Origin of the sequence: Acinetobacter sp. YH12252 (assembly GCF_013417365.1) — a bacterium.
Classification (GTDB): domain Bacteria; phylum Pseudomonadota; class Gammaproteobacteria; order Pseudomonadales; family Moraxellaceae; genus Acinetobacter; species Acinetobacter towneri.
The window spans coordinates 18,173-43,369 of the sequence record NZ_VPEA01000007.1; the positions used below are offsets into that span (position 1 = coordinate 18,173).

The 25,197-nt window shown below is 41.1% G+C and carries 26 protein-coding genes and 1 pseudogene; 18 read left to right on the forward strand and 9 right to left on the reverse strand.

Annotation, left to right across the window (positions count from 1 at the left end):
* Positions 1 to 27 precede the first annotated feature (27 nt).
* The 6 genes from FTV28_RS08380 to FTV28_RS08405 all read left to right on the forward strand — a co-directional run bounded on the left by FTV28_RS08380 (position 28) and on the right by FTV28_RS08405 (position 4,444).
* Positions 28 to 654: a 2'-5' RNA ligase family protein gene (locus FTV28_RS08380; RefSeq protein WP_096901204.1), complete on the forward strand. Its 627-nt coding sequence runs from the start codon at positions 28 to 30 to the stop codon at positions 652 to 654.
* Positions 651 to 1,172: a bifunctional adenosylcobinamide kinase/adenosylcobinamide-phosphate guanylyltransferase gene (gene cobU / locus FTV28_RS08385; protein WP_096901203.1), complete on the forward strand. Its 522-nt coding sequence runs from the start codon at positions 651 to 653 to the stop codon at positions 1,170 to 1,172. Before FTV28_RS08380 ends, cobU begins: the two co-directional genes overlap by 4 nt.
* Entirely contained in the window at positions 1,169 to 2,227 is a 1,059-nt protein-coding gene (gene cobT, locus FTV28_RS08390; RefSeq protein ID WP_179990112.1) for a nicotinate-nucleotide--dimethylbenzimidazole phosphoribosyltransferase, read from the forward strand. Before cobU ends, cobT begins: the two co-directional genes overlap by 4 nt.
* Positions 2,224 to 2,829, forward strand: a complete 606-nt coding sequence (locus FTV28_RS08395) for a histidine phosphatase family protein (protein WP_179990114.1) — start codon at positions 2,224 to 2,226, stop codon at positions 2,827 to 2,829. Before cobT ends, FTV28_RS08395 begins: the two co-directional genes overlap by 4 nt.
* Positions 2,826 to 3,569: an adenosylcobinamide-GDP ribazoletransferase gene (locus tag FTV28_RS08400; RefSeq protein ID WP_004976907.1), complete on the forward strand. Its 744-nt coding sequence runs from the start codon at positions 2,826 to 2,828 to the stop codon at positions 3,567 to 3,569. The genes FTV28_RS08395 and FTV28_RS08400 overlap by 4 nt, the downstream gene beginning before the upstream one ends.
* A gap of 665 nt (positions 3,570 to 4,234) precedes the next feature.
* Positions 4,235 to 4,444, forward strand: coding sequence for a hypothetical protein (locus FTV28_RS08405; protein ID WP_004976903.1), 210 nt, complete (start codon positions 4,235 to 4,237; stop codon positions 4,442 to 4,444).
* 85 nt (positions 4,445 to 4,529) lie between these two features.
* Here FTV28_RS08405 and bioB read toward each other — a convergent pair whose 3' ends face one another.
* Both bioB and queG read right to left on the reverse strand, forming a co-directional pair.
* Entirely contained in the window at positions 4,530 to 5,522 is a 993-nt protein-coding gene (gene bioB, locus FTV28_RS08410) for a biotin synthase BioB (protein ID WP_104851863.1), read from the reverse strand.
* Between the two features lie 279 nt (positions 5,523 to 5,801).
* Positions 5,802 to 6,911, reverse strand: a complete 1,110-nt coding sequence (queG, locus tag FTV28_RS08415; protein ID WP_218944928.1) for a tRNA epoxyqueuosine(34) reductase QueG — start codon at positions 6,909 to 6,911, stop codon at positions 5,802 to 5,804.
* Between the two features lie 21 nt (positions 6,912 to 6,932).
* Here queG and FTV28_RS08420 point away from each other — a divergent pair, with 21 nt between their 5' ends.
* Positions 6,933 to 8,453: an NAD(P)H-hydrate dehydratase gene (locus FTV28_RS08420; RefSeq protein ID WP_179990116.1), complete on the forward strand. Its 1,521-nt coding sequence runs from the start codon at positions 6,933 to 6,935 to the stop codon at positions 8,451 to 8,453.
* Between the two features lie 24 nt (positions 8,454 to 8,477).
* Here FTV28_RS08420 and ruvC read toward each other — a convergent pair whose 3' ends face one another.
* Complete coding sequence (gene ruvC, locus FTV28_RS08425; protein WP_004976895.1) at positions 8,478 to 9,023, reverse strand: crossover junction endodeoxyribonuclease RuvC; 546 nt, start codon at positions 9,021 to 9,023, stop codon at positions 8,478 to 8,480.
* Positions 9,024 to 9,223: 200 nt separating this feature from the next.
* On the opposite strand from ruvC, the gene FTV28_RS08430 reads away from it, so the two are divergent.
* The 3 genes from FTV28_RS08430 (at position 9,224) to FTV28_RS08440 (ending at position 11,157) form a co-directional block, all read left to right on the forward strand.
* Complete coding sequence (locus FTV28_RS08430; RefSeq protein WP_179990118.1) at positions 9,224 to 9,607, forward strand: YkvA family protein; 384 nt, start codon at positions 9,224 to 9,226, stop codon at positions 9,605 to 9,607.
* 168 nt (positions 9,608 to 9,775) lie between these two features.
* Positions 9,776 to 10,351, forward strand: a complete 576-nt coding sequence (locus FTV28_RS08435; protein ID WP_004976892.1) for an FxsA family protein — start codon at positions 9,776 to 9,778, stop codon at positions 10,349 to 10,351.
* Positions 10,352 to 10,521: 170 nt separating this feature from the next.
* Complete coding sequence (locus tag FTV28_RS08440; RefSeq protein ID WP_096901197.1) at positions 10,522 to 11,157, forward strand: LysE family transporter; 636 nt, start codon at positions 10,522 to 10,524, stop codon at positions 11,155 to 11,157.
* A gap of 20 nt (positions 11,158 to 11,177) precedes the next feature.
* On the opposite strand, the gene FTV28_RS08445 is transcribed toward FTV28_RS08440, so the two are convergent.
* Complete coding sequence (locus FTV28_RS08445) at positions 11,178 to 11,387, reverse strand: hypothetical protein (RefSeq protein WP_154320816.1); 210 nt, start codon at positions 11,385 to 11,387, stop codon at positions 11,178 to 11,180.
* 312 nt (positions 11,388 to 11,699) lie between these two features.
* Here FTV28_RS08445 and FTV28_RS08450 point away from each other — a divergent pair, with 312 nt between their 5' ends.
* A complete protein-coding gene (locus FTV28_RS08450) occupies positions 11,700 to 11,933 on the forward strand; it encodes a hypothetical protein (protein WP_004976885.1) in 234 nt (77 codons plus the stop codon).
* 152 nt (positions 11,934 to 12,085) lie between these two features.
* Here the strand turns inward: FTV28_RS08450 and FTV28_RS08455 are convergent, their stop codons facing one another.
* Entirely contained in the window at positions 12,086 to 12,397 is a 312-nt protein-coding gene (locus tag FTV28_RS08455; protein WP_096901196.1) for a monooxygenase, read from the reverse strand.
* 158 nt (positions 12,398 to 12,555) lie between these two features.
* The gene (gene metK, locus FTV28_RS08460) at positions 12,556 to 13,722 is read right to left on the reverse strand and encodes a methionine adenosyltransferase (protein WP_004976883.1); all 1,167 of its coding nucleotides are present in this window, start codon (positions 13,720 to 13,722) and stop codon (positions 12,556 to 12,558) included.
* A gap of 749 nt (positions 13,723 to 14,471) precedes the next feature.
* Between metK and tkt the strand changes: the two genes are divergently transcribed.
* The 6 genes and pseudogenes from tkt (at position 14,472) to FTV28_RS08490 (ending at position 19,247) form a co-directional block, all read left to right on the forward strand.
* Positions 14,472 to 16,460: a transketolase gene (tkt, locus tag FTV28_RS08465; RefSeq protein ID WP_179990120.1), complete on the forward strand. Its 1,989-nt coding sequence runs from the start codon at positions 14,472 to 14,474 to the stop codon at positions 16,458 to 16,460.
* Positions 16,461 to 16,612: 152 nt separating this feature from the next.
* Positions 16,613 to 16,828: a hypothetical protein gene (locus FTV28_RS08470; protein ID WP_004976879.1), complete on the forward strand. Its 216-nt coding sequence runs from the start codon at positions 16,613 to 16,615 to the stop codon at positions 16,826 to 16,828.
* A gap of 221 nt (positions 16,829 to 17,049) precedes the next feature.
* Positions 17,050 to 17,313 carry a hypothetical protein gene (locus FTV28_RS08475; RefSeq protein ID WP_179990123.1) on the forward strand — a complete coding sequence of 88 codons (264 nt, stop codon included), beginning with the start codon at positions 17,050 to 17,052 and terminating at the stop codon, positions 17,311 to 17,313.
* A gap of 132 nt (positions 17,314 to 17,445) precedes the next feature.
* Positions 17,446 to 18,303 (forward strand): IS982 family transposase, encoded by an 858-nt coding sequence (locus FTV28_RS08480; protein ID WP_179990197.1) that lies wholly within the window; start codon positions 17,446 to 17,448, stop codon positions 18,301 to 18,303.
* Positions 18,304 to 18,318: 15 nt separating this feature from the next.
* A pseudogene (locus FTV28_RS08485) lies at positions 18,319 to 18,525 on the forward strand (GNAT family N-acetyltransferase); the annotation flags it as partial.
* Positions 18,526 to 18,662: 137 nt separating this feature from the next.
* A complete protein-coding gene (locus tag FTV28_RS08490) occupies positions 18,663 to 19,247 on the forward strand; it encodes a YceI family protein (protein WP_179990125.1) in 585 nt (194 codons plus the stop codon).
* Between the two features lie 231 nt (positions 19,248 to 19,478).
* On the opposite strand, the gene FTV28_RS08495 is transcribed toward FTV28_RS08490, so the two are convergent.
* Entirely contained in the window at positions 19,479 to 20,990 is a 1,512-nt protein-coding gene (locus FTV28_RS08495) for an aldehyde dehydrogenase family protein (RefSeq protein ID WP_004976873.1), read from the reverse strand.
* Between the two features lie 245 nt (positions 20,991 to 21,235).
* Here FTV28_RS08495 and FTV28_RS08500 point away from each other — a divergent pair, with 245 nt between their 5' ends.
* Positions 21,236 to 22,417: a hypothetical protein gene (locus tag FTV28_RS08500; RefSeq protein ID WP_004976871.1), complete on the forward strand. Its 1,182-nt coding sequence runs from the start codon at positions 21,236 to 21,238 to the stop codon at positions 22,415 to 22,417.
* A gap of 64 nt (positions 22,418 to 22,481) precedes the next feature.
* Here FTV28_RS08500 and FTV28_RS08505 read toward each other — a convergent pair whose 3' ends face one another.
* Positions 22,482 to 23,477, reverse strand: coding sequence for an alpha/beta hydrolase (locus tag FTV28_RS08505; RefSeq protein WP_179990127.1), 996 nt, complete (start codon positions 23,475 to 23,477; stop codon positions 22,482 to 22,484).
* Between the two features lie 246 nt (positions 23,478 to 23,723).
* The gene (locus FTV28_RS08510) at positions 23,724 to 24,896 is read right to left on the reverse strand and encodes an iron-containing alcohol dehydrogenase (protein WP_004976867.1); all 1,173 of its coding nucleotides are present in this window, start codon (positions 24,894 to 24,896) and stop codon (positions 23,724 to 23,726) included.
* Between the last annotated feature and the right edge of the window lie 301 nt (positions 24,897 to 25,197).

The window sequence follows — 25,197 nt, forward strand, 5'->3', positions numbered from 1 at the left end:
AGCTGTTTTAATTCATTGAATTATCCCGTGTTTATTCAAGCCAATCAGTACGTTATTCCAACACAGCAGCATGATTATCCTGAATGGCATCGTGGGCGTGAGCGTTATGTGCTTTGGTATTTAGCTGTTCAACATCCAGCTTTAGAATGTTATTTACAACAATTAAAACAGCAATTTTCAGATGTATTATTTCGCCCAAACACTCGCCAGTTTCATATCACCTTATATATTTGTGGGTTTTATGCAGCAAAAAAGCATTGGGAAGATGACTTTCTCGAGTCACAATTTCAACAACAAGTTCAAGCCTTACAGCAGTTGCAACTAGAGCCTTTTCAACTGAAAGTGGGCGGCATCAATAGTTTTGATAGTGCTTTATTTGTAGAAGTGCAAGATCAATCACAGCAACTGGCGCGTATACGTCAGGCACTTAGCGTAGGCGGGGCTGAAATCGCAGCTTTACAGTATCATCCACATATTACTTTGGGTTTATATCAAACAGCGTGTTCAACCAATTTGATTTTGCAGCGTATTCAAAATCTCCCCGTGCAATATTTCGATTTAGATATCCATCATTTAAATTTTGGTTATTATCAGGCACACACTTTACAAGGTCAGCTATTTAGCACGCATCAATTTCCTTTGGAGCACATGTGATTCAACTTATTTTGGGCGGTGCGCGTTCGGGTAAAAGCCGTATGGCTGAGCAAACCGCGCAGCAACTTGGCAAATCCGTCATTTATGTAGCAACTGCACAAGCGGGCGATGCAGAAATGCAGGCGCGGATTCAGCATCATCAACAACAGCGTCCGCAGACTTGGCAATTGTGCGAAGAGCCTTTGTATTTGGCGGAGCAGTTAAAGATGCTGGATCATCCGAATGCTGTGATTTTAGTAGATTGTCTGACCTTGTGGATGAGTAATTTGTTGATGCAATCTGCAGAAAGCTTTGCCGAACAACAAATTTCAGCATTGCTCGAAGTTTTACCTCAGTTGCAAGCCGATATTATTTTAGTGAGCAATGAAACAGGTTTGGGCGTTGTACCGATGGGCGAAATAACCCGAAAATTTGTCGATGAAACAGGGCGATTACATCAGCAATTGGGACAAATTGCAGACAAAGTGCAGTTCTGTGTCGCAGGTTTTCCAATGCTTTTAAAAGGAGAGAAGAAATGACTTGGTGGTTTGCAGCGTGTCAAAAGCCAAATGAACAGATGAAACAACAGGCAATTGCACGACAACTTCAATTGACCAAACCAACAGGTTCATTGGCAGCATTGGAAAATATTGCGATTCAACTGGCGGCTTTGCAAGGAACAACGCAGCCGAATATTGAACGTCCGTGGATATGTATTTTCGCAGGCGATCATGGCGTGATGGAAGAAAATATTTCCGCCTATCCCCAAGCCGTGACTCGGCAAATGCTACAAAATTTTGCCACAGGTGGGGCATGTATCAGCGTCATCGCCCGACAATATCAGGCGCATTTACAAGTGGTGGATTGCGGCTCGGTCGGGGAAGCGTATGAATATGCAGGAGTAGAGCGGCATTGTATTCGTGCAGGCACAGCGAATTTTGCTAAAACCCGCGCCATGACTGAACAAGCGTGTGCAGATGCGATGGCACTTGGACGTCAAAGTGTGGAAGATGCCATCGCACAGCAGGCCTCGATTTATGTCGCAGGTGAAATGGGTATTGGAAATACCTGTTCGGCATCAGCCTTGTCTTGCTTTTTATTACAAGAACCTGCTGAAGCCTTGACTGGCATAGGCACAGGAATTGACACTGCACAATTGCAACATAAAAAACAGGTGATTGATGCTGCTTTAGCTCTACATCAGAACTATGTGCAAGATGATGCTTTTAAAGCCTTATGTGCAGTTGGTGGATTGGAGGTCGCTGCAATGGTGGGCGCGTATATTCGCTGTGCGCAGTTGGGCTTGCCGATGGTGGTGGATGGTTTTATCAGCAGTGCTGCTGCATTAGTTGCAGTGCGTTTAAATCCTCAAGTCCGAGAATGGATGTTGTTTGGGCATCAATCGGCTGAATATGGACATCGTCGCTTATTAGAAGCATTAGGTGCACAAGCCTTGCTGCATCTAAATTTATGCTTAGGTGAGGGCAGCGGTGCGGGCGCGGCATTGGGCATTATCCAACTGGCCTGTGCCTTGCATAATCAAATGGCGACTTTTGCCGAAGCTGCGGTTATTGGTGAGAAAGTATCTTTATGATCATGCTAGACCTATTAAGACATGGCGAAACAGAATTGGGTCATACTTTGCGTGGCTCAACCGATGATGCTTTGACTTTACAAGGTTGGCAAGACATGCAGCAGACTTTAAACACGGCAATAGCTACAGGGCAACGATGGGATATCGTAGCGAGTTCGCCTTTACAGCGTTGTGTGCAGATTGCTCAGACTTTTGCGCTGGAACAGCAATTGCCACTGTATATTGATGCACAATTTCAGGAAATGCATTTTGGTGCATGGGAAGCTATTTCCACCCAAACTTTGTATGAACAATACCCTGAAGATTTAGCTAAATTTTGGATGACACCAACCCAGTTTTGTCCACCACAAGCAGAATCTTTGCCAAATTTTCAGCAGCGCGTTTTGCAAGGTCTGTCCGATCTCAACCAATATTTACAACAACTTGAGCAACAACCTAAACGTGTGTTATTGGTTACGCATGGCGGGGTAATTAAATTACTCAAAGTGATGGCGCAGAAACAACCTTTAGACGATATTTTAAAAATGTCTGCAGCGTTGGGGCAATTGAGTTCATTCCAGTTACATCCCAATGGCAACATTTGCATGCAGGGGCAAACATGACACCTTTTTGGATTGCCTTGCAATTCCTGAGCACTTTTCCTGTTTCTTTAAAACAGATGCCAACTGCAGCGCAAAATGCACAATCACTGCTGTTTTATCCGCTCGTTGGCTTACTAATTGGAGCTGCGCTGTGGGGGATGGCGCATTTATTGCAATTCTTGCCTTTGGTTCTGAGTAGCAGCTTAATTTTAGTGCTCTGGATTTGGCTGACAGGTGGTTTACATTTAGATGGACTGGCTGATACTGCCGATGCATGGGTCGGCGGTTTTGGTGATCCTGAACGTAGCTTAAACATCATGAAAGACCCAAGCAGCGGCCCGATTGGAGTATTGAGCTTACTGATCTGCTGTTTATTAAAATGGTCTGCGTTGTATGTATTGCTCGAACAACAGTATTTGGCATTTTTGCTGTTTGTACCCGTATTGGGACGATTAAGCGCTTTGGTTTTATTTTTAAGCACGCCTTATTTACGTGCCAATGGTTTAGGCACTGCTATTCAGGCACATTTGCCTAAAACAGGCACAAAAATTGTGATCGCATTGACCTTGCTTGCAGGAGTGCTTTGGGGATGGGTGGGTTTGGTGACCGTTCTGACTTTTATCCTTAGCACCTTGTATTTGCGATATAAATTTATGCAGCGTTTAGGTGGAATTACGGGCGATACCGTTGGTGCGAGTATTGAAATAACAGAAAGCATGATGTTATTGGCTATTGCGATTCTTTGGTTTTTAATAAATTAGCTTTTGAGCAGTTTTTCTTGTTTCAAGTGCGCTGAAAATTGAAATAATATAAGCGAATGAATTTACAGCTATTTATGCACTCAATTTCAGCAAGTATGCAGATGAATTTGTCATTTGTCGGAAAGTTCCTAAATTAGATTTGCTATTTTTTTTAAATATGATAATAGTAGTTTATGTCAATCAGCCTTGATGGCATTTGTATCTCAGGATGAGATCACAAACGTGATGTATAAAAATCAAAAGGAATGTCATTTATGATCAAACTGTTAAAGCAAATTTTCTGTATCCATATTTATGAATATGACGCAATGGAAGAAATCGGGGCGCATTTAGAGTGTCGTAAGTGTGGGGATTCTAAGACACAATAATGTTAAGTATTGAATCTGTATTAAAACCAAGTGAGTCTTTATGACTCACTTTTTTATTTTAGGCTAATAGCCTGAATATTTTGCTTAGTCTTGCCTGCATGTATAGATTAGACTGCACTTATCCATCTTCAAAACTACATATATCATTCCCACCTCTTTTGGTGGGGAGACTTCTCATGCTGTACGAAGTTTGATTTATACAAGTGCACAATTAAATTTTCTATCCTCCGCACACTTTATCCCACAAGGTATTCCGCTTAAAATTCTGTATCTAGAAATATTGAACTGACCGTATTTATGGCTAAAAACTTTCAAGAAAAAACGTATATTGTAGATGACAATCTAGCAGATACTTTGACGTGGTTGCTGCATCATCAGGACTGTTATGATCGGTTTTATTATGATGCGATTCAGCAACAACTGACGGTAGAACATGCCAACGGGGTAGATATTATTAAAACAGGGCAGTATTTAAATGCCAGTTACGGAATTTTAATCACCTCTTAAAAGCATTGCCGCATAAACTTATTTTGCTGCATAAAAAACAAAGTCCCTTTGCGGGACTTTGTACATTTGGATGGATGCTAAAACTTTAAGCCATTGCCATCGCATCTACCGACAATTCAGAAACCGTTGGTTTAGCACGTTCAGGCACTAAGCCTAACTTTTGGAACAATTGTTTGTCTTTGCCTTCGCCTGCGTTTGGTGTAGTTAAAAGTTTTTCACCTGAGAATAACGAGTTCGCACCTGCCATAAATGCCAATGCCTGATCTGAATCAGACAACGATTCACGCCCTGCAGACAAACGAATATAGCTGTTTGGCATGATAATACGTGCAACTGCAATAGTACGAATCCATTCAATCACATCTAGCTTTTCGACTTCAGCCAGTGGTGTACCTTCAATCGGAACTAACATATTGATTGGCACAGATTCAGGGTGTAACGGTAAAGTCGCCAATTCATGTAACAAACCAATACGGTCTTGGGTGTCTTCACCTAAACCGACAATACCGCCACTACACACTTTCATACCTGTTTGACGCACAATATCCAAAGTATTTAAGCGGTCATCAAAGCTACGAGTACTAATGACATTCGGATAATATTCACGCGATGTGTCTAGGTTGTGGTTGTAATAATCCAAACCTGCATCTTTTAAGCGTTCTGCCTGAGATTGATTCAACATCCCTAAAGTCATGCAAGTTTCTAAGCCTAGAGCTTTGACTTCACGCACCATTTCTAAAACATACGGCATATCACGTTCATGCGGATTACGCCAAGCAGCGCCCATACAAAAACGTGAAGAGCCTGAGGCTAATGCTTCTTTCGCTTCCTGAATGACTTTATCAACTGCAATACGTTTTTCAGCTTCAAGCTGTGAATCATAATGCGCAGATTGCGAGCAATATTTGCAGTCCTCAGGGCATTTGCCTGTTTTAATAGACAATAAGGTACTGACTTGTACGGTATTGGCAGCAAAATGTTGGCGATGCACACGCTGTGCTTCAAAGACTAAATCCAGAAAAGGTTGTTCATATAACTGCTGAATTTCTTCTCGAGTCCAATCATTGCGTACTGACATAAGTAAAAGTCCATCATCCCTATTATTCATAGTCTGTATCATACACAAATAGTTTGAATCAGAAAGGCATAATCTCCCAATTTCGTGACAAATATTCGACAGAATAGAATTAAAATCATGCAGTCTATTTAGTTGCAAACTTAAGCAATTTTTCTGATATTTCGCTGCAAAATTAAATTTTATGGATTATTATTTTTGCGATGAATTGGTTGCTAAAATTTAGTTATTTGCATAAATTGGCAAGAAAACTGCACTTAAAATATCGCACTATTTGGGTGGTCATTTTTGTTTAATTTTAGGCTGTTTAAGCAATTGTTCCTGAATCGCCCAATCCATATGGATTTGCACAATCTCATCATGCTGTGTTCGCGTTTGCTGCAAAATTTGTAAAATTTGTGCTGAAAAAGGGGCATTACCAAGCCCGATGGCAATATTACGCATAAAACTTTGATAGCCTGTACGACGCAATGGACTACCTTCAGTTTTGGCTAAAAACGTGCTTTCATCCCATTGCCATAAATCTAGCAAGCTGATCTGATCTAAGGCATGTCGAGGGTGAAAATCCTCCACCGTGGTGACTTGGGCAAAGCTATTCCACGGGCAAATCAGTTGGCAATCATCACAACCAAACACACGATTACCAATGCCACGGCGTAATTCTTCAGGAATCACACCTTGATATTCAATGGTTAAATAAGCGATACATTTACGCGCATCCAACATATAAGGTTCAACAATGGCCTGCGTTGGACAAATGTCGATGCAGGCTGTGCAAGAACCGCAATGCGAGGTTGCAGGCGCATCAAAAGGCAAATCTAGTGAAGTAAACAACTCGCCCAATACAAAAAAAGATCCAGATTTTTTATGAATCAGTAAGGTATGTTTACCTGTCCAACCCATACCAGCACTTTCTGCCAGTGACTTTTCAAAAATCGGGGCTGAGTCCGCAAAGGGGCGTGATTCAAAATTCCCCACTTTTTCACGAATACGGGTGGCAAGAGTTTTTAGGCGTCCGCGCATGACTTTGTGATAATCGCGCCCACGTGCATAACGGGCAATAATTGCAGAGTTAGGTGCATCGGGAATGTGTCGTGGACGTGGTGTTTCCACCAAATAATTCATCCGCACACAAATAATACTTTTTGTATTCGGGACTAACAGTGTGGGATTAGCGCGCTTGTCTAAATTTTCTTCTAGAAACTTCATATCCCCATGATAGCCACGTTTTAAATATTCCTGAAAACGTGCTAATTCTGCTTGAGCATCTGGTTTGGCAATGACACAATCAGCAAAACCAAGCGCCAAAGCTTGAGCTTTAATCCACGCTTTCAAGGCGGCTGGATCGTCTTGATGCAGAGAAATATGTGCTGAAGTGGTGGATGTTGCCATAACAAAATAGAAGGGAAGAAAATGCCGCAGCAAGTGTACCATAGCCCTGTTTATCATAGTCAAAGTATTCAAGCGTGGGAGCAGCGCTGGTTTGCCCGTCAAAATAGTTCTTACGGTTTAATGCAGCAAGTGGCGTGGACACTGCATTTACAAATTCGCAAAATTTTTGCAAAACAGCCATCTACAATACAAAAAATTGCTGTGTGTTGTGGACAAGGCAATAACGCAGGCGATGGCTATTTAACTGCAAAATATTTAAAACAAGCAGGTTTTCAAGTCGATATTTATGCCGCAACACGCGGTTCATCGGCAGATTTACATCAGGCTTTTTTAGAAGCTCAGACAGAACAAGTCAATATAATTCAAGGTTTTGCATTTCAACAAAGTTATGACTGCTATATTGATGCATTATTTGGTATTGGTTTAGATCGTCCTTTAAATGATGAGTGGCAGTCGCTTATTCACGCAATGAATCAACAAGCGGGTTTAAAAATTGCGGTTGATATTCCAAGCGGTTTAAATGCCAACACGGGGCAGCCCTTGCCATGTGCAATTAAAGCCGATTACACCTTTACAGCTTTGGGTTTGAAAGCAGGGTTATTTACAGGGCAGGCACAGGAATATACTGGACTGGTCGATGTGCTGGATTTGATTCCAGCCGATGCAGAACTCAAAGCGTTGGCCCAACTCACACCACATTTGATTCAATTACCCGCACGGCAGGCTTTTGGACACAAAGGCAGTTATGGGCATGTGTTGATTGTGGGCGGACATGTGCAAATGGGTGGTGCGGTGATGATGGCTGCAGAAGCCGCATCAAGCGCAGGTGCAGGGAAAGTGACTGTGGTCTGTCATGCCAAACATCATGTGGCGATATTAAGCCGTGCGCCGAATTTAATGTTGCGGGATATAGACGCACTGACAGGCGCAGAAATTCAGCACTTAATTTCACAGGTCGATGCCGTGAGTTTAGGGATGGGACTAGGACGAGATGCTTGGGCAGAACAGCATTATGCAGACTGGTTTGCCGCGCTAAATCAGTCCGAGGTAGAAGTAGTTTACGATGCCGATGCCTTGTGGTTTTTGGCGAAACAAGCGCATTCATCGCATCATCCAGCCCAACTAAAACCGAACAGTTATGCCACACCACATTCAGGTGAAGCTGCGACCTTGCTCAATACTACGGTTGCAGCCATTGAAGCAGACCGTATTGCCGCGATTCAGCAATTGCAGCAACGCTATGCAGGCGATTGGGTGTTAAAAGGTTCAGGTAGTTTGACTTTGCAAGCTGCATCTACAGAACCGCAAGCAAGTTCATTGTGGATTTGTACCGCAGGCAATCCTGGTATGGGTACAGGTGGTATGGGCGATGTGTTGGCAGGCATGATTGCCAGTTTAAAAGCCCAGTTTCATCATAAAATTCAATTGCATGAAATTGTCATGTTACATGCCTTGGCGGGGGATGTATTGGCACAGCAGGGCATGCGCGGTTTACAGGCACAGCACATGAGCCAAGCGATTTATCAGGTTGTGAATCGGTAAAATATAAGCGATGGCGATGCTGATTTAGCGACGTCTGGAGCTTGAGCGACTGCGCCCGCGAGCCATACCGCCCAAGGCATTGAGCACAGCCAATTTGGTCATGCTGCCTGATGCATGAGCATGGCAAATTGCAGCAGCCAAAGCATCGGCAGCATCTTGTTGTGGTTTAATGGATAGATTTAATAGTTTCATGACCATCATTTGTACTTGTTCTTTATCGGCAGCGCCATAACCCACGACAGATTGTTTAATTTGACGGGCGGTATATTCCGCCACTTGTAAATCTAAATTCACCAAAGCGGCAATCGCTGCACCACGAGCCTGTCCCAATTTCAAGGCAGAGTCTGGGTTTTGCGCCATAAACACTTGTTCAACTGCAGCTTCAGTCGGGCCGTGAAATTTCACAATCCGTTCAATCCCTGCAAAAATCCGTTTTAAGCGTTCGGGCATTTCACTGGTTTCGGTGCGAATGGTTCCTGCATCTACAAAACGTAATTTAGCGCCATCACGTTCAATAATGCCGTAGCCCGTTAGACGAGAACCAGGGTCGATTCCAATAATAAGTGACATGCCAAGCCTTAAAAAATTACATCAAGTTGAATTATAGGAGTTTAAATCTCTTTTGTGTGGAGTAATTTCAAAACATTCGGTCAGTAAGCTGCTGTTTAAACCATTGGAATGTATCCCACTCCACATTTTCAATTTTGGACTTCATTTTATTTTAAGTTTTGAGGTGTATATTTTATATACGGTAGCAAATGAGAGTGGCAATGAAGTGGATTGATAGGCTAAAACAGTGGGCGAAGCAAATTAAACGAAATGTTTATGCGGTTTGGTTTGTCGCACGTGATCCTGAAACGCCGTTTATGGCAAAGCTTTTGGGATTGTTGGTCGCTGCTTATGCCATTTCTCCCATTGATTTAATTCCAGACTTTATACCTGTTTTGGGTTATTTAGATGACCTGATTTTAGTGCCATTGGGCATCATGTTGGTATTGCGTTTAGTACCTGCTGAAGTAATGCAGCGTTGTCGCTTACAAGCCGATGCGATCAGTCAAAAACCGAGCAGTTATATTGCAGCATCAGTTTTTATTGCGTTGTGGTTATTATTGGCTTATGCCGCATATTTTTATCTTTATCGTTTAAATATATAGACGTATTAAGTCTGTTATTGGGTGATGATGAAAATATTAATGACAGACTTAACCTTTAAAAATACAATAATGCCCATATTGAAACAACAGCGAATCAAAAAAGCTTGATCCCGATGAAGCACTTGGTTACTGCATTTTATTTATTTTGTTGAGATTAGATTAATTTTCATGAAATTATTTCTTATTGTTCTAATTGGCTTAGTTCTTGAAGTCTTCGTCTGGATTGGTGTGGGCGACCTAGTGGGGAGCATGTGGTACGTGTTCTTTTGGTTTGTCGCTGCTTTCTTCATTGGTTTGAACCTGATTCGTAAATATTCTGCAGGCGTGATGCCACAAATGCAGCAAATGCAAATGGGGCAGATGAGTGCCGATCCTGCGCTGAGCAATAATTTACCTAAAATTTTTGCGGGTTTTTTATTGATGATTCCAGGATTAATTAGCGATGTTTTGGCATTGCTGGTGATGATTCCTGCCGTACAAAATGCCTTTAAAGCGGCAATGATGAAAGCCATGATGAAACGTCAGCAAGCCATGATGGATCAAATGATGGGTGGCATGATGGGCGATATGAATGGCATGGGCGGAGCAGGTCAAAACCCGTTTGCAGATTTAATGCGCCAAATGCAAGACATGCAAAATCAGCAGGGTGGTGGTCGTGATTCCAGTATTATTGATGGTGAAGCACGTGAAATTACCCCCGATGCGAAAAAAATTGAAATGAAAGATGTCAATCCACCTAAATAATATAGGTGATGCTTGATATCAAACCGAATCGTGCTGATTCGGTTTTTTTTATGGGTATTTTTTGGTGAATATGCACGTGAGTGTTTAAACATTGAGGTGTGCATTTAAAGCCTTATTTATTCTCCTACCGCACAAGGTATAATCGGATTTTCAATTCTCCTGATGTATTTATGTCTTTGTTATTCACCATTTGTGCGCTGCATTTTGTGGCACAGCTTAGTCCAGGACCAGATGTTTTATTAATTGCCAAAAGTGCAGCCAGCAATACCCGCCGTAATACCTTGCAGATTATTGCGGGTATTTCATCAGGGATTGTGGTGTGGGTGGTGCTGACCTTATTAGGTTTTACGGTTTTGGTGCAGCAATTTCCTTGGATTCAGCAAGTCTTAATGCTGATTGGCGGTTTATTTCTTGCCAAAATGGGATGGGGCATGTTGTCGGGCGGTTGGCATAGTTGGCAGCAGCGCAAACAGTTTGATGATACTCAAGTGCAAATTCCAGCCGCAAAAAACTACTTTTTATTGGGGCTATTCACCAATTTATCTAATCCGAAAACCTTAATTTATTTTAGTAGTGTATTTGCTTTGGCGTTGAGTTCATCGGCAAGTGCATCTTTGAAAGCCCAATTGGCAGTGATTATTCCAATCCAAACTTTTGTGACATTTACACTATTTATGTTGCTACTTTCTACACCAAAAATGAAAAAGTTATATCAGCGTTCAGGCAGTTATATTGATATGGTCTCGGGCGGATTATTTTTATTATTTGCTGTGTGGTTGTGGTTAGATGCACTGCGTATGTTTTAAAACATAGGTTTTGATGCCAATTAGTTAGATGATTTGATGTTGTCCAAAGCCAAGTTTGACGATTTTTCATTCAGTATTTCGGTTGCAGTCGTGTTTTCAGTTTTATCTAAATGATTGGGCTGATAAGTACGGTTTGATTGCAAAGTTGCTTCGGTATTTTCCGAACCTTGGTATTTACGACTACGGTTGGCACGTTCTCGCAAGCCACCTTTTTTAATGAGTTGCACCACTTTAACTTTACTCCGTGTAATAAAAAAATATGTGCTGAAAGCCAAGCTTGAGTCTAAACTTCAAGTAATCGAGCATGCAGAATTTTAGCATGGCATACCTATTTTAGATGGATAAAGTGACTGTTTATTCAAAAATACGATTTGCGCGAATTGCAGAACTTTGACATTCTAATTCACAAGCGATTGTGTCAGTTAAATCATCCAAAGGATGCAGGCTACAAAGTGTCACAGTTGCTTAAACAAAATTACACTGCATCAGGGTAGATGGTGTAACAATAAAAACAAGAATTACAGTGAAGTAGGAGAATACCTATGCTGTATCATCAGTATCGTTGCGCATGTTGCAATCGGGTGGTGGAATCATCAGAAAAAGAATGTGGTACTTGTGGTTCACACAATATTCGTAGTCCTTATGGTTTCTGGTTATTCTGTATTTTGGCATGCTTGGCAGCAGCCGTTGTGTTTAAAGTCGTGCATGTTTATTTGCAAGATCATCAAGAAGTGCCCGTGCAACAATCGGTGCTTGAGGTGATTCGTACGCAATAACTGCTGCATCCAAGCTTAACGCTTATTTCGTCTATACAAGATTTCAAAAAATCCTGAATCATTAAATGGCTCAGGATTTTATTCAACTGTTTTTTCAATATTGAAGAGACTCACCATTTTATTCTTCAATATGGATGAGCAATTTAAAAAGATTAGCGACTTAAGAAGTCAGCTTGGTTGATTGCAGACAGTGCAGCATTCACCTCAAAAATCTTGCCACGAATATCCTTCACGCCAAAACTTTCTAAACGTGCAGTGTGCATTTTTAAATAGCGTTCAGCATTGGCCGCATGATCAAACAGATAGATTCCACCTGCTTCCTGTGTTTGACCGTTCTCAGTCCAAATTTTCCAAAGCATGCCAGTTTCTAGGTTAATGCTTTCTGCAAGTTCACGGTACGCTTGGCTCATGCTTTCGCCAAATGGGCCTTCAGAAGGGAAATCGACTTGAAGAATAACCGCCATAATAAACTCCTACATCATTATCTTAGATGAGTATTTAAAAAATCTCAGGAATGATTCACTATAACATATTCGTATTTTGTATATTGTGGTTTGACAGCTAAATTTTAGGCATAAAAAAGCCCACCGAAGTGAGCTTGATAAAACTGAAAAGTTTTACATTACAGACCTGCAGAAGCTTTTAACGCCTCAACTTTGTCGGTTTTTTCCCATGTAAATGCAGTGTCAGAACCTTGACGACCAAAGTGACCATAGGCTGCAGTTTGCTTATACATCGGTTGTAACAGGTTCAACATGTTGGTAATGCCGTATGGACGTAAATCGAAGTGTTCACGTACTAAAGCAATAATCAACTCATCTGCCACTTTTGCAGTGTTGAAGGTGTTGATTGAAATTGATGTTGGCTCTGCAACACCAATAGCATAAGACACCTGAATTTCACATTTGTCTGCCAAGCCAGCTGCCACAATATTTTTGGCAACATAACGGCCTGCATAAGCAGCAGAACGGTCAACTTTAGATGGGTCTTTACCAGAGAATGCACCACCACCATGACGCGCCATGCCGCCGTAAGTATCTACAATGATTTTACGACCTGTTAAGCCGCAGTCACCTACAGGACCGCCAATCACAAACATACCTGTTGGGTTGATGTGGAATTTGGTGTCTGCATGGAACATTTCTGCAGGAATCACTTTTTTCACAATTTCTTCAATTACCGCTTCTTTAAGCTGAATTTGAGAAATTTCAGGATCATGCTGAGTAGATAACACCACCGCGTCCAAACGTACAGGCACACCATTTTCATAAGCAAAAGTCACCTGACTTTTTGCATCTGGGCGTAACCACGGCAAAGCACCACTGCGACGTAATTCAGCTTGCTTTTCCATTAAGCGGTGTGCGTAAGAAATTGGGGCAGGCATTAATACATCAGTTTCACGGCTGGCGTAACCAAACATCAAACCTTGGTCACCTGCGCCTTGATCTTCAGGCTTTTGACGGTCTACACCTTGTGCAATTTCAGGTGATTGTTTACCAATCATGTTAATGACCGCACAGGTTGAACCATCAAAACCTAAGTCAGAATGATGGTAACCAATGCCATTTACGGTTTGACGAACAACGGCTTCAAAATCGACATTTGCAGTTGTTGTGATTTCACCTGCCAGTACAACCGCACCCGTTTTTACAAGCGTTTCACAAGCAACCCGCGCATAAGGGTCTTCTTTTAAGATTGCATCCAAAATGGCATCACTGATTTGGTCAGCCATTTTATCTGGATGGCCTTCGCTTACAGATTCCGAGGTAAATACAGCGTACTCGCGCATAAGTCCTATCACAGTTAAATTCAAAAGACGCAATATGTTACATCGAGTTAGACTTTAGGACTAGCGCATTACGACTAAAATGGCTGAATTTATTTCAATTCAATGACTTTTTATCGCATATCTTTTGCTAAAAAATAGATAAAGTATCGGTATGACTATATTTTGACTCAAAAATATTCATGTTGGCTAAAGTATGCTGTCATAATTTTAAACTAAGGAGCACCTTGTTTTTAAGTGGTGAATCATTTTTAAAAACAATATTGTAGATGGGTAATTTAAAGACTTTGAATTGACTTTATCTGCATCAAGCTGCATTTTCAAAAGCTGTTTTAAAATTTTGGACGATGGCTGTGATTCAATTTATTGTGTGAAAAGTGAATAAAATTCAAGATGTGTTAAAATCTGTCTATTATTTCTACAGAATACTGTTGTGTTTTAACTTGTTGCTAGACATTTGATTGGAGTTGCTGCAAGAGCGACATCACAATTCCATCCTGCGTCTATAAATTGAAATATCTATACTTTAGAATTTTGCCAAGAATAGAGCTTAACACGGCAATTAGCTATTTTCTTGTTGTTATAAACGTGAAAACGTCTTTGAATTTGCACGAAAAATACCCTGAATGGGAATTAATGCGGAAATATTGTTGCATAGGCTTTACCCCTCAGGCGTTTTTTTGAGAGAATAGCGGCTGTTTTGAATTCTATTCATCTTCTTCTATTTAACGATTTTTTGTGGACTCTGACCTATGACGACCCCGCTTAACGAACGTCGTATTGCAAACGCAATTCGTGTATTGGCAATGGATGCTGTGCAAAAAGCAAATTCAGGACATCCAGGTGCACCGATGGGGATGGCAGATATTGCCGATGTGGTGTGGCGTGAATTTTTGAATCACAACCCAACCAATCCACAATGGGCAAACCGCGACCGTTTTGTATTGTCTAATGGTCATGGTTCAATGTTGCAATATGCGTTGTTGCATTTAACAGGTTATGATCTTTCAATCGAAGATTTAAAAGCGTTCCGTCAGTTACACTCTAAAACACCTGGCCACCCAGAATTGGGTTATGCACCAGGGATTGAAACCACCACTGGTCCACTCGGTCAGGGGATTGCCAATGCTGTTGGTTTTGCTTTAGCAGAAAAAACACTGGCTGCACAATTTAATAAAGAAGATATTCAGGTTGTAGACCATTTCACTTACTGTTTCTTGGGTGATGGTTGCTTAATGGAAGGTGTTTCACACGAAGCATGTTCATTGGCAGGTACTTTAGGTTTAGGCAAGCTGGTTGTTTATTATGATGACAACGGCATTTCTATTGATGGTGAAGTAGAAGGCTGGTTCTCTGACGATACCGAACAACGTTTCTTATCTTACGGCTGGCAAGTCTTAAAAGTTGATGGTCACGATGCCGATGCAATTCGTGCTGCAACGGTTGAAGCAAAAGCTGAAACGCAAAAACCGACTATTATTATTTGTAAAACTGTTATTGGTTTAGGTTCGCCAAACAAACAAGGTAAAGAAGACTGTCACGGTGCGCCATTAGGCCATGATGAAATCGCTTTGACGCGTCAAGCATTAGGCTGGACAGATGAAGCATTTGTTATTCCTAAAGATGTATATGCCGCTTGGGATGCTAAAGCGAAAGGTGCAGAAGCAGAAGCAGCATGGAATACAACTTTTGATGCCTATGCAGCAAAATATCCAACGGAAGCTGCAGAACTTAAACGCCGTTTAAGCGGTGAACTACCTGCAGAATTCATCGCGCAGGCAGATGCGTTTATTGCTGAAACCAATGCTAAAGCTGAAACTATTGCAACGCGTAAAGCCAGCCAAAATACTTTGCAAGCATTTGGCCCATTATTGCCTGAATTATTGGGTGGTTCTGCAGACTTGGCAGGTTCAAACTTAACCCTTTGGAAGGGTTGCCAAGGCGTTCAGGACAATGCAGCAGGGAACTACGTGCATTATGGCGTACGTGAGTTTGGTATGACTGCTATTGCAAATGGTGTAGCACTTCACGGTGGTTTCATTCCTTACGTTGCAACATTCTTAATGTTTATGGAATATGCGCGTAATGCCGTGCGTATGTCTGCATTAATGAAGCAACGTGTGATTCATGTGTATACCCACGACTCGATTGGTTTGGGTGAAGATGGTCCAACACACCAACCGATTGAACAAATTGCATCTTTACGTGGTACGCCAAACTTAAATACATGGCGTCCTGCAGATACCGTTGAAGCGGCTATTTCTTGGAAATCTGCATTAGTACGCAGCGAAGGTCCAACTGCTTTAATTTTCTCACGTCAAAACTTGCCATTCCAAACTCGTACTCAAGCGCAAATTGAGAACGTGGCAAAAGGTGGTTATGTCTTGGCTGAAGAAAAAGGTGAATTGAAAGCCATTATTATTGCAACAGGTTCAGAAGTGGGCTTGGCAATGGAAGCATACGCGCAGCTTGAAGGTGTACGTGTTGTGTCTATGCCGTGTGCAGAAGAATTTGTGAAGCAAGATGCAGCATATCGTGAAGCGGTATTGCCATCACATATTCGTGCACGTGTTGCGGTTGAAGCAGCGCATGTAGACTACTGGTGGAAGTTTGTCGGCTTAGACGGTAAAGTTATTGGTATGACAACTTATGGTGAATCTGCACCTGCAAAAGACTTGTATCAGTACTTTGGCATTACCACTGAAGCGGTTGTTGCTGCAGTAAAAGAATTAACAGCTTAATTTTTTAATCCAGTGTTTTTAAAGGCGTTCCTGCAAAGGGACGTCTTTTATTTTTGCATATTTGTTTGGTATTCGATGTGATGATCCAACAAATTTTTTCAGTGTAAGTCAGGTTTGTGAATAAACCTCTGTGTAATTGAGTGAGATGAGAAATGAGTTTGTACGAGCAAATTAATGATGAAGTCACTTTAATGGATGCGGGTGAGCAAAAGTGGATTGGACAAGATTTACCACTTGAAGCTATGGTGGCGGTAGAGTTGTTGTTACAGGATTTGGCTGAAGATCAGCAAATCAAAATTCGCCGTAAGAACCATGAAAAGCAATCAGGCTTAAAGCAAGTTGATCGTATTTTGATTGAGAAGCTTTAATCTATTGCGATGAATGCGGTGCATTAAATGGTGTATCGTCAAAAATAGCTTTATTCTATGCGTAGGGTAAAGCTTTTTTTATTGCTGAAAAATAGTTTATAAAATAGCCTAAGCATAATATTCAATGTGAATCATCAAGCATTTCAAGATATAACAATTAGGCAATATCCAAGCATGCAGACAACACAAGTACAGCATAACTAAGTCAAAAAATAGATATTGTGCCGTTAAGCGGAATTCAGTTTGAACAATGGCAAGCACTTTGGCAAGGCTATCAGCAATTTTATCGGGTGCAACTCAGTGATGACGTGACACAACAGACTTGGTCAAAACTAACTGATCCTCAACGACCCTATATTTATGGCTTGGCTGCCGTATATCAAACTCAAGTTGTCGCCATTGTGCATGTAATTGAACATGACAGTTGCTGGACGCTTAAACCTTATGCCTATTTGCAAGATTTATTTAACCTGAGTTCGATATAAAAAAAGAGTAGAAAAAAAGCCCTGTATTTGTAACATATTGGTTCTCAAGACAAAATGTTATAAAACAAGGCTTTTGAATGGATCATATTACCGAATTTTTTTGTATTTTGTATTTTGTATTTTGTATTTTGTATTTTGTATTTTGTATTTTGTATTTTGGATCATTTCTGCAAAAAATTTAATGAATCTTTAGAGAAAGCTTTAATTTCTGATCAAAAAACTAGGTTGAAAAAGTCAGCTTTAAGCTTGTCTGAAGCAATGACCATTGTCATTTTATTTCATCAATCTGGGTTTAGATTCTTTAAATATTTTTATTGCCAAATGATCGTTCCATTCTGGAAATCTGCTTTTCCTAAACTGCTTAGCTACAACCGATTTATTGAAATCATGCCCCGTTGTTTGCAAGCGCTGAGTAGTTTCTTCCATCAAGTGAAAGGAAAAGATACGGGAATCAGTATCATTGACTCCACTAAATTGGTGGTTTGCCATAATCTTCGGATTAAAAGACATCGTGTATTTAAAGGTTTGGCTGGTCGAGGAAAAAGTAGTACGGGGTGGTTTTATGGTTTTAAATTACATTTGATTATCAATAATTTGGGGGAAATTATTAAACTCAAACTGACATTTGGAAATGTTCATGATGTTGCTCTATTGGACTCTTTAACTCAAGATTTAAAAGGGATCCTACTCGGAGACAAAGGCTATTTGAGCAAAGCCAAAGCCGAAGCTTTAGCAGCAAGAGGACTGAAAATATTGACCCCATCACGTCGAAATATGAAAAACAAACCTATCCAAACAGAAGAAGAAAAACAATTGCTTTGCAGAAGAGGATTGATCGAAACAGTGAATGATCAATTAAAAAATTTACATCAACTTGAACATTCACGTCATCGTTCGGTAAATAACTTCATGGTGAATATCATGGCTGCTGTAGTGGCTTATTGTTTGAATCCCAACAAGCCAACTTTCCAAAATATGCTAAAAGGCTAAATGGATTTCATCGAACTCAGGTTATTTACCTTGCCTGAGTATAGAGGGATGGGAATTGCTCAGCAGCTTATTCAGCAGGTGAATCAAACAGCACAACAGCGTGAATGTGATCGGGTATATTGGCTGACCCATGAAGATAATTTACAGGCACGGCAGTTGTATGATCGTGTCGCAAAAAGAACAGGTTTTATTCAATATCGCAGTCCTGTAACGGCGATGTAAAACGCGCACGCATATTTTTACAAATTTATCGTTTCAGTCATGCAACATACCGTTTTATCTTTAATCCTGTATTTGCAGCAAAAATCTATAAACTAAACCTTATTGAAAACGTATCAACACTTTTAGAGATGAACAATATGAACATGAAATCACTTGCTTTAGGTTTGGCTATCGCGTCTGCAGCAACAATGACAATGGCTAAACCAGTGGCTTATCAAATTGACCCAACGCATACGGCTACTGTATTTACTTGGGATCATTTCGGTTTTTCTACGCCATCAGGTAACTTCTCAAACATCCAAGGTACCATCAACATTGATGAGAAAAAACCAGCGAACTCATCTGTGAATGTCACGATTCCATTAAGCAGCATCAACACCAACGTAAAAGCTTTAGATGAGCACTTAATGGCAGCAGATTGGTTTGATGCAGCAAAATATCCAACCATTACTTTTAAAAGTACCAAAGTTGAAACTCAAGACAAGAAAAACTTTAAAATCACAGGTGATTTAACGGTTAAAGGTGTAACTAAGCCAGTTGTTCTTGATGCGGTATTGAACAAACAAGGTCCACACCCAATGACTCAGGCAGCGACTGTTGGTTTTAATGCAACAACATCATTCAACCGTTCTGCATTTGGTATCGCAAGCTATGTACCAAACGTGGGTGATAAAATTACTGTTAACATCACTACTGAAGCATCTGTAGCTGCAAAAAAATAAGCAGTTGTGATTTGATCAAAAAGCATCATTTTTTAAATGGTGCTTTTTTTATGTCCGTGATTTCATCTGCATGACTTTGATGTTAGTAATTTTAGGTCTATGACTTGTAAATCTATGTAGATAAATGGCTTTTTCTGTTTTTCTTTTTGTCCATCTGTACATCCCAAATATAAAAAAATGCGAACCGAAGTTCGCATTTTCATTCATCATGTTAAGGTTGAATTAACCAACTTAGAAGAAGCCAGCAGGTTTAGTTGAGTAGCTCACCAACAAGTTCTTGGTTTGTTGATAATGTTCTAACATCATCTTGTGGTTTTCACGGCCAATACCTGATTTTTTATAACCACCGAAAGCGGCATGCGCAGGGTAGATGTGGTAACAGTTCGTCCAAACGCGACCCGCCTGAATAGCACGGCCTGCACGGTAAGAAGTGTGCGCAGAACGTGACCAAACACCTGCACCTAAACCGTAAATGGTGTCATTGGCAATTTTAATGGCTTCATCAAAGTCTTTAAATGTAGTCACAGAAAGCACTGGGCCGAAAATTTCTTCTTGGAAAATTTTCATGTCATTGGTGCCTTTGAAAATTGTCGGCTCAATATAGAAACCACTGCCAACTTCATGACGTTCACCGCCACCTGTTAAAACTTGCGCACCTTCGGCACGACCTGTCGCAATACAACCCAAGATTTTGTTTTGTTGTTCTTGCGATGCCTGCGCACCAATCATAGTTTCAGTATCAAGCGGGTGACCTGTTTTAATACGTTTAACACGTTCAATGGCTTTTTCAAGGAAACGGTCAGCAATACTTTCCTGTACGAGCGCACGTGATGGACAAGTACAAATTTCACCCTGATTCAGCGCAAACATAGCAAAGCCTTCGAGTGCTTTGTCTAAGTAGTCGTCATCTTGCGCCATAATATCTTCAAAGAAAATATTTGGAGATTTACCACCAAGCTCTAAAGTCACTGGAATGATGTTTTCAGTGGCGTATTGCATGATCAATTGACCGACCTGGGTTGAACCTGTGAATGCAATTTTGGCAATACGTGGATTGGTTGCCAATGGGCGACCCACTTCTACACCGTAACCATTGACTACGTTTAATACGCCTGCTGGCAATAAATCTTGAATCAGTTCGACCAAAACTAAAATACTAGCAGGGGTTTGCTCCGCAGGTTTAAGTACAATACAGTTACCCGCAGCCAAAGCAGGTGCAAGTTTCCATGTTGCCATTAAAATTGGGAAGTTCCATGGAATAATTTGCCCCACAACGCCCAACGGCTCATGAAAGTGATAGGCAATGGTATCTTCATCAATTTCAGAAATTCCGCCTTCTTGGGCACGAATACAGCCTGCAAAATAACGGAAATGGTCAATCGCCAATGGAATGTCGGCAGCCAATGTTTCCCGAACAGGCTTACCATTATCCCATGTTTCTGCCACTGCCAATAATTCTAGATTTTGTTCTAAACGATCTGCAATTTTAAGCAGAATGTTGGAGCGTGTGGTTGGAGATGAGCTGTTCCATTGTGCTTTGGCTTTATGGGCTGCATCTAAAGCCAGTTCAATGTCTTCTGCCGATGAGCGTGGGACTTTGGTAAATACTTTGCCATCTACAGGAGAGATATTTTCAAAGTATTCGCCTTTTACAGGGGCGACCCACTCGCCACCAATAAAGTTTTCGTATTGTGCTTTAAATTGAACTTTTGAACCGGGTTGATTGGGATCTACGTAACGCATAATTCTCTTCCTTTGATGGTTTTTTATAATCTGCCGTCATCTTTACCTTTTATCACAATCCTGTGTCTAAAATCAGGTTAAATTTACGGCTAAGGTATAAGGTACTTTAGTACGTTATTTGATTAGCATACCAATATAAGGTTGGAAAAAGGTTGGAAAGTTGCAGGTTTACAAGCAGCGAACAAATCCTTACAAAAGTAAGCAGTACAATGGATGTAATGCCCACAGGATTGTGAGAATCAGTCATGATGAAAAAACAAGATCTATTGGAAAAAAAACTGCATATTGAACGGTTTAGACAAAGCAGTAGTTTATCGCCGCTGCATGCGCAGCAAATTCAGCAGAGTATTTTAAATTCTTGGCAACGCTCTGAAATTGCAGAAATTCCTGTAGATCGGCAGGCTGCTCCGTTAAATTCCAGTTTATCGCATCCGCAAGGCGGTTCGGCTTTACAGAGAGCTGTGCAAAATTGCGCAGAAGATTTAAAACATATCGCGCAGCAGTCCGACATGGTGGCAGCCGTGGGCGATGTGGGCAGTACGATTATTTGGACGGCAGCGAGCGCTCAAATGCGTAATGTGGCGGAACGAGTACATTTTGTAGAGGGTGGACAGTGGCGTGAAGAGTTGGTGGGTACCAATGCTTTGGCTTTGTCACTCAAAACTCAGCAAGCCAGTTGTGTGTTTTCCAGTGAACATTATATGTCATCGTTACATGACTGGGTTTGTTATGCTGCACCAATTTTAGACCCACATTCCAAACAAGTGTTGGGCGTGATTGATTTATCGACCACTTGGAAAAATCATAACAGTTTGGGTTTGTTGGCAGCAGAGCGCTGTGCTTCTTTAATTCAAAATGCGTTGCTGGAACAGCAAAAACAGCAGCTTTATATTCGCGCGTTTCGTGTGCCACAGGTGTTATTTAATGGCAAAGTGGTGGTGATGACACCGCGTCAAATTGAAATATTGGTGATTTTGGCACTTTGCCCACAAGGCATGAGTTTAGACACTTTACACCAAGCACTATATGGTGAGCGTAAAGTCAGCATGGGAACGCTAAAAGCTGAAATGTCGCAATTACGCGATATTTTAGGGGGGATGCTCGGCTCGCGTCCTTACCGAGTTTTGGCGCATATTGAAGCCGATTTTTTACAAGCTGAGCAGGCTTTAGATGCAGGTTATGTGCAGTCTGCCTTGCAAACGTGTGCAGGGGTATTTTTGGCGAAAACTGAAAGTCCATTTTTATGCGCATGGCGAGATTGTTTAGAATCACGCCTGAGTGATGCCATTTTTAATGCACAAGATACCGATGTATTGCTGAAACATTTGGCGCATAGCCCTGAAGCGATTGATGCGGTAGAGCGTTTAATTGAACTGATGCCAAAGCATCATCCTGCACATCAAATTTTATTAAAATACAAAGCCTAAATGACGAATCAAGTCTTTAGGCTTTCATTTCACTGTCCTTTAGTCTTACTGTTTTTTTTAGTTTTTACAGCCCTTTGCGGTTTAACCAGTCAAACAAGGACTGATACACTTCCGCGCGGACTTCTGGCGCAGAAAGCACCAAATCATGCACGCCATCTTCAATTTGGCAAAGCTGAATATCGCCATGCATGTGATGCCCATATTTTTGCATATCTGCAACATTTAAAATTACGTCAGTGCGTTGCGCAATCTCATTCCATTGGCGTGGATAACTACTTTGACTCGCATGCATAATTAAGGTGGGTACACCCAAATGCACACTGGCATGAATTTCTTTTTGCGCTTCATGAATTGCACGAACAAAACTTAATCGCACTTTTGGATAACGCGGTTTCTTCCATTCCAAATTAAATAACCATTCACCATGATATTGTTTGTGTAGACTTGGTACATAAAATGGATTAAGGCGGCTTGGAAATTTCATTTCTGGCAGCAATTTGCCCAATTGGCTTAAACGAGGAATGCCGAATTTTTTCTCAATCTCGCTCATATTGAAATCATAAAAAGGGCTGTTGCACCATAAACCACGAATCAGTGGATGATTGGGATGATGTGCCACATATAACGTGGTGATTAATCCACCTGTTGAATGTCCTGCCAAAATTACTGAGTCATGTTCTTCTGTGGCAATTTGCTCAAGTGCAGCGGAAATTTCTGCATCATATTCAGACAAGCTGCGCACATTGTACCAATTTTGATGTGACAAATGCGAACGCCCATATTTACGTAAATCTAGGGCATAAAAGTCATAACCATGCTGATTAAACTGGTCTGCCATTTCTGTTTGAAAAAAATAGTCAATAAAACCATGAATATAAAGTACGGCTTTACGGGTTTCCTGTTCGGCTTTTTTGCGTACCAAGGTAGCAATCACTTTGCCTTCATAATCCGAAGGAAAATCCAGCGTCATTTGTTGGTAATCGGCACCCAAAATATCGGGTTGATAGCTTGGTGTTGTTTTTTGTTTTTTACTTAACAGCATAAGGTGTTCGTCATCCATTTTATTTTGACTATATCCTTGATGAGCTGTGCGCATTTGTCAAATTGAATTATGCAAACCCTCTGCATCTAAATCGCTTTAGTTTTATGCTGCGAGTTCATTTTGTTCTGAACAGCAAAAAAAGCAGAACGCATCTGAGATGGTTCTGCCAAAGGGAAGGATAAAAATAAAACAGCAACAGACGAAAATTGAAAAAAGGATGGGAGATGCTGAGCAAATCGTGATTCACTCAGCAGGAGATTCAAATTACATCGCGGCTTTAAAAATTTCGACCACTTGTGCATGATTGGCTTTACGTGGGTTGGTGAGCATGCAGGCATCTTTTTGTGCATTTTCAGCCATAATCGCCAAGTCATCTTCTTTAACGCCTAACTCTGCTAAACCTGTTGGAATACCAATTGAGCTAGATAATTCACGAATTGCATCAATTGCGGCATAGGCGGCTTCTGTGGTGGTTAATCCGTCAGTATTGACTCCCATCAATTCTGCAATATCTGCATAACGCTCAGGGCAGGCAATCAGGTTAAATTCGCAAACATGCGGCAGTAAAATTGCATTACAGACGCCGTGCGGCAAGTTGTAGAAACCACCGAGTTGATGCGCCATGGCATGCACATAACCCAATGAGGCATTATTAAATGCCATACCAGCCAAATATTGCGCATAGCTCATGGCATCACGTGCTTCAATATTTTCACCATTTGCCACGGCAGGGCTAAGCCACTGGCTAATCATACGAATAGCTTTTTCAGCGCAGGCATCGGTAATAGGATTGGCTGCAGTTGAAACGTAGGCTTCTACAGCATGGGTTAAGGCATCCATGCCTGTTGCTGCGGTTAAACCTGCAGGTTTGGCAATCATGAGTTTTGGATCATCAATGGCGATGAGTGGTGTGCAGCGCCAATCGACAATTGCCATTTTAACGTGCGTGTCGGTATTGGTAATGATACAGAAACGGGTCATTTCCGATGCTGTACCTGCTGTGGTGTTAATGGCAATTAGTGGAGTCATTGGCACGGTACTTTTATCAATGCCTTCATAATCACGAATATGCCCACCACCTGCGGTAACTAAGCCAATGCCTTTGGCACAGTCGTGTGAAGAACCGCCACCTAAAGACACAATAAAGTCGCATTGATTGGCATTGTAGGCATCGACACCTTTATGTACGTTAATGTCGGTTGGGTTTGGCTCAGCACCTGCAAAGATATGGCTAGCAACGCCTGCTTCGGTGAGATAGCCTGCAATGGTATCGGCTACGCCAAATTTAAACAGTCCTTCATCTGTCACAATCAGGGCTTTTTTAGCACCTAAATTTTGCGCTCTTACGCCAATTTCTTTGGCACAACCAGGGCCGAAGAGAGACACACAAGGAATATAAAAACCGTTGGTTTGATCTGCAATATTTTTAAAAGCCATGCTCAGATTCCTTCTTGCATTGGGTATTGGAATAATGTGTTGTTATCGCGGTGTTGAACCGTGATTTGAGTATTCAATGCTTTGTGGTGAAATCCTACCTACCAAACACCAACCCTATTTTCTGAGTAAATAATGCAAACTAATCAATTGAAATTTATTTGTTTTTTAATGGGTTTTTATTTTTTCTGAAGTTGTGCGCAGGCTATAGGCAAGGGCTTAAATCTTGTTTATAGTGTTTTTGTATCTCTAATTTTAAGGTGTAGATACCGTTCACATAAATTTCAGGTGTAATTCAATTAAT